This is a genomic window from Sulfitobacter sp. 1A12779, from assembly GCF_043557315.1.
Taxonomy (GTDB): domain Bacteria; phylum Pseudomonadota; class Alphaproteobacteria; order Rhodobacterales; family Rhodobacteraceae; genus Sulfitobacter; species Sulfitobacter faviae.
On record NZ_JBIFFU010000068.1, the window covers coordinates 1 to 1,870 of the forward strand.

1 protein-coding gene and 1 pseudogene are annotated in these 1,870 nt (G+C 59.4%); both read left to right on the forward strand.

What is annotated here, in order from left to right:
* Position 1: 1 nt before the first annotated feature.
* Positions 2-859, forward strand: a pseudogene (locus tag ACGYLQ_RS20740) (fumarylacetoacetate hydrolase family protein); the annotation flags it as partial.
* A gap of 78 nt (positions 860-937) precedes the next feature.
* The gene (locus ACGYLQ_RS20745) at positions 938-1,762 is read left to right on the forward strand and encodes an IS5 family transposase (RefSeq protein ID WP_394444667.1); all 825 of its coding nucleotides are present in this window, start codon (positions 938-940) and stop codon (positions 1,760-1,762) included.
* Positions 1,763-1,870: the final 108 nt, after the last annotated feature.

Consider the following 1,870-nt stretch of genomic DNA (forward strand, 5'->3'; position numbering starts at 1 on the left):
GATCGACAGCGCAAATAGCGCCGAAACCGACTTCCCCCTGAACAACCTGCCCTACGGCGTCTTCTCCGTGCCGGGCAAGGTGCCGTGCTGCGGTGTCGCCATCGGGGACGCGATCTTTGACGTGGCAACTGCCGAAGCGTCCGGCCTGATCACCCTGCAAGGCGGCCCCTATCTGCAACACGGCACATGGAACCCGTTGATGGCGGCAGGGCGCGTCGTCTGGGCCGACCTGCGGGCACAGCTGACCGCCCTGCTGGCCGCGGACACCGACGGCCTGCAAAATCTGCTGGTCCAACAAGCGGACGCACAGCTGCACATGCCCTTTACCGTCGCGGAATATACCGATTTCTACGCGTCCAAGGATCATGCGACCAACGTCGGCACCATGTTCCGGGGGGCAGAGAACGCGCTGCCGCCGAACTGGCTGTCGATCCCGATTGGTTATAACGGGCGCGCGTCATCGGTCGTCGTATCAGGCACCAACATTACCCGCCCCTACGGCCAGCTTAAGGCGCCGGACGCTAACCTGCCGCACTTTGGTCCCTGCGCCCGCTTCGATATCGAACTGGAACTGGGCGCAATCGTCGGCACGCCGTCGCAGGGCATGCAATCCGTCGATGCCGCAGACGCGATGATCTTTGGCTATGTCCTGCTAAACGACTGGTCCGCGCGCGATATTCAGGCCTGGGAATACCAGCCGCTTGGCCCGTTTCAGGCCAAAGCGACCGCGACCACGATCAGCCCTTGGATCGTCACCGCAGAGGCCCTGCAAGATTTCCGCGCCCCCGCGCCACAACGATCCCGCCCACTTTTGCCCTATCTGCGCGAAAGCGGCCCGATGCTTTACGACATCAATCTTAGAGCCCGATTTAAAACTATTTGAGTGAGTTCAGTGGTTTGTGATTCTGTTCGGTTGTGAAGCTGAATGGAGATCACAATGGCTTGGACTGAACTCACCCGCCGTCAACATGACCGAAAAGGCGATAAATACGCAAGCGATATGAGGGACGCGGAATGGGCGTTGATAGCGCCTTCGATGTCGCCGCCGAAGACAACTGGTCGGCCCCGTACGACATGTTTGCGCGACGTGGTCGACGCACTCCTCTACATTGCAACGACCGGATGCCAATGGCGTATGTTGCCCAACGACTTCCCGCCGGTTTCAACGGTTCGGGGCTATTTCTACGCGTGGCGCGATGACGGCTTGCTTGATGAGATAAACCAGAAGCTGGTCGAAGCTGCGCGACTGGCCGAGAACCGCAAAGCTCAGCCAACGGCAGGGGTCATAGATAGCCAGAGCGTAAAAACCACCGAAAGCGGTGGTATTAGGGGCTATGATGCGGGCAAACGGATCAAGGGCCGCAAGCGCCACATCGTAACCGACACGGTTGGATTACTGATAGGCTTGGTGGTCCACAGCGCCGGAATTCAGGATCGGGATGGCGCACCCGATGTGCTGAAAGCGATCGCCTCGCGCTATCCATCATTGCGACATGTATTTGCGGATGGCGGGTATGCAGGGCCCAAACTGCGGGACGCGCTAAAGGCCCTCGGCCGATGGACCGTCCAGATCGTCAAACGCTCTGACACCGCGGAGGGCTTTGAGGTGCTGCCGCGACGGTGGGTCGTCGAGCGCACCTTCGCCTGGCTGAACCGATGTCGCCGCCTATCGAAAGATTGGGAAAAATCCATCGCAAGCGCAGAGGCTTGGATCCTCATCGCACACATCAGACGCGTCACACGGCATCTCGCAAGGAATTGAGAAGGTGCAGTTAGTTTTGAATCAGACTCTAAGACCTTGTCGCGGAACTTCGTCCATTCCTGCGGGATGGTTTCACGCATGAATGCAAGGATGGCGTCGGCGAACTGC